This window comes from Streptomyces katrae, from assembly GCF_000966975.1.
In the GTDB taxonomy this organism is placed as follows: Bacteria; Actinomycetota; Actinomycetes; order Streptomycetales; family Streptomycetaceae; genus Streptomyces; species Streptomyces katrae.
This window is the reverse complement of sequence record NZ_JZWV01000480.1, coordinates 1-2852: the sequence shown is the minus strand read 5'-3', so window position 1 is coordinate 2852 and position 2852 is coordinate 1. Positions and strand designations below refer to the sequence as shown.

The 2852-nt window shown below is 74.2% G+C and carries 3 protein-coding genes; all 3 read right to left on the bottom strand.

Annotation, left to right across the window (positions count from 1 at the left end):
* Positions 1-332 precede the first annotated feature (332 nt).
* On the bottom strand, positions 333-791 hold the full coding sequence (locus VR44_RS17790) for a MarR family winged helix-turn-helix transcriptional regulator (protein WP_045948501.1): 459 nt from the start codon (positions 789-791) through the stop codon (positions 333-335).
* A gap of 79 nt (positions 792-870) precedes the next feature.
* Positions 871-1842: an MASE1 domain-containing protein gene (locus VR44_RS17785; protein WP_045948500.1), complete on the bottom strand. Its 972-nt coding sequence runs from the start codon at positions 1840-1842 to the stop codon at positions 871-873.
* A 47-nt stretch (positions 1843-1889) separates the two neighbouring features.
* Positions 1890-2705, bottom strand: coding sequence for a PP2C family protein-serine/threonine phosphatase (locus tag VR44_RS17780; protein ID WP_045948502.1), 816 nt, complete (start codon positions 2703-2705; stop codon positions 1890-1892).
* Positions 2706-2852: the final 147 nt, after the last annotated feature.

The following is a 2852-nucleotide window of genomic DNA, read 5'->3' as shown; positions in this document are numbered from 1 at the left end:
GGTGAGCAGGGTGGCGGCGAAGGCGGCAGCGGCGGCCAGGGCCGCGAAACGTGGGGGAATCCTCATGCGCCCCACACAACGCGAGTAGAGCGGGGGCGTCAACGTCAACTCGTGTGTGTTCCACGCCTGTTCACCGAGGTGGCACCGGGTGCGGCAAGAACTTCCCCGGCCCTTAAGGCGATGTTCCCGTCAGCTTGAACCGGCCCTGAAGCGGATGCCTTCGTCACCTCGGGCCTGCGCGACGGGTCGTGATCCCAGGTGGGGAAGATCCTCGTCGCCGTGCGGCGCCGAGGGCGCCGGGGCCGCCCGCGCGGGGCCGCCCCGGCGGGGGGTCAGGCGCCGGTGCCGTGGTCCTCGGGGAGGCCGGTGCCGCCCAGGCGGGTGAGGAGTCCGCTCAGCTGCTCGACGTCGGCGCCGGCCCATTCGGGGGCGGCGAAGACGTCGGCGGCCACCTGTTCGGCGGCCTTCAGGGCGTCGGCCAGCCGTTCGCGCCCGGCGTCCGTGAGGGCCGCGTAGGCCACGCGGGCGTCACGGGCGTCGGCTTCGCGGACCACCAGGCCGATCCGCTCCAGGGGCGCCAGCCCCCGGGTCACGCCCGAGGCCGTGAGCCCGAGCGCCCCGGCCAGGTCCACCCGCCGCATCCGGCCGCCCTCGGCCCTCCCCAGGTGCAGCAGCACCAGGAAGTCGGCCAGGCTGACCCCGAACAGGGCCCCCAGGCGGGAGTCGAACCGCCGCACCAGGGCGGTCTGGGCCTTCACCAGGCGCAGGGACACATCCAGCGCATCACTCATTGCTACCTCCTTGAGTGCTCAAGAATACTGAAGATACTTGAGGAGTCAAGGAAATGTGCAGCGGTGCTCGCCCCGCGACTCAGGGGTGGCCGGCGGGGTCCTCGTCCCCGCGGCCCGGGGAGAGGTGGGCGACGACCTCGGCGAGTTCCTCGCAGGCCTCCTCGATCTTCAGCCGCACGTTGTTCTGCTCGGCCACGAGGGCCGCCAGGAGCAGACCGGTCAGCGCGGCCGCGCCGTTGAGGGCCTGCAGGTTGACCATGGTCTCCAGGAGGCTCTGTCCCGTGAAGGGTCCGGCGTGGTCGGTCGCCGCCCAGATCGCCAGGACGGACACGAGCAGGGCGCACGGGGCCGCTCCGGCCAGCTGGAAGCGCACGGCCGCCCAGATGAGCAGCGGGAAGACCACGAACAGCAGGGACATGGTGCTGTGGGTGACGGCCACCGTGGCGACGATCGTGGCGACCGTCAGGGCGGCCGCCTCGGCCACCCGCAGGGGGTCCCTGGGCAGCGGCGCCCAGTGCAGGGCCAGCAGCACCGGGGTCACCAGCAGCACCCCCATGGTGTCCCCCGCCCACCACGCCGCCCAGGTGGGCCAGAAGCCGCCCGACGACAGGTTGCCGGTGAGCACCAGCGTCCAGCTCCCGGCCGTCGCGCTGATCAGCATCGGCAGCAGGCCGCCCAGGAAGACCAGCGCCAGCCCGTCGCGGAGCCGGTCCAGCTCGGGCCGGAACCCGGCCGCGCGCAGGAGCAGGAAGGCGCACAGGGGGGCCAGTACGTTGCCCGCCACGATGCCCAGGTCGGCGGGTTGGAACGCGGCGAGCTGCTCGATGGCCAGGTACGTCCCGATGGCGAACGCCGGCCAGACCCGCGGGCCGAACTTGAGCAGGGCGGCCAGGGCGATGCCCGTGGGCGGCCACAGGGGTGTGACGACGGCTCCCCCGACGGACACCTGGCGCAGCAGCCCCAGCCGGCCGGTCGCGTAGTAGGCGGCGGCGACGGCGAGGACCAGCAGGAGCGTTCCGCACGTTCGTCGCCATTGCAGGGTGCGCACCACAGCATCAGACAACAGCCGGGGCGTCCCGTCCGGGCGTGACACGCCCGTCAGGCCCCGCCGCCCGTTCCGGGGCCGTTCCCGGGGCCCGCGCCGGCGCCGGGGCCGTCGTGGCTGAGGACGAGGACCGCCGCGTCGTCGGCGTGGCCGGTGGAGTCGGCCACCTTCATCACTTCGGCGGCCAGTTCACCGGGGTCGCCGCCCGCGCCCTCCCTGACGATCCGGGACACCCGCTCCAGCCCCGTCTCGATCGGGAACGAAGGCCCCTCCACCACGCCGTCGGTCAGCAGGACGATGGACCCCGCCGCCGTCAGCCTGCGCCGGGTGACCCCGTACCCCGCCCCCGGGACCAGGCCCAGCGGCGGTCCCCCGGCGTCCTCGGCGATGCCGTGACGGCCGTCGACGGTGGCCCAGACGGCGGGGACGTGGCCGGCCCGGGCCCCCTGGAGCTCGCCGGTGCTCGGGTCGAAGCGCAGCAGGCTGCAGGTGGCGAACAGCTCGCAGTCCATGGACAGCAGGACGTCGTTGGCCCGGCCGAGCACCTCCCCGGGGTCGGAGACCACGGCCGAGACGGCGCGCAGGCAGACCCGCACCTGTCCCATGAAGGCGGCGGCGGCGACGTCGTGCCCCTGGACGTCGCCGATGGAGAAGGCGAGGGCGCCCTCGGGCAGCCGGAAGCCGTCGTACCAGTCGCCGCCGATGTCCAGGCCGTGCTGGGCGGGCGCGTACCGGGCCGCGGTCCGCAGCCCGGGCAGGACGGGGAGGGAAGCGGGCAGCATCTCGCGCTGGAGGGCCTCGGCCAGCTCGACCCGGGCGTGGTGCAGCTGGGCGCCCTCCCGCGCCTGGGCGGTGAGCCTCCCCAGCATGGTCAGCAGATCGGCGCTGGCCGGCCGAGGGGGCCGCCGGCGCGGGGTCACGGACCACTCCGGGGTATGTCCATCTGCCTCTCTGCTCCCGCTGTGCGAAAGACCCAGGCACATCATATTTCGGCTCGCCCCCGCCCGCGCGGCGCC

Excerpts from the sequence above, each read along its gene's own strand:
- VR44_RS17790 (WP_045948501.1), bottom strand. The coding sequence starts at position 791 with ATGAGTGATGCGCTGGATGTGTCCCTGCGCCTGGTGAAGGCCCAGACC.
- VR44_RS17780 (WP_045948502.1), bottom strand. The coding sequence starts at position 2,705 with ATGCTGGGGAGGCTCACCGCCCAGGCGCGGGAGGGCGCCCAGCTGCAC.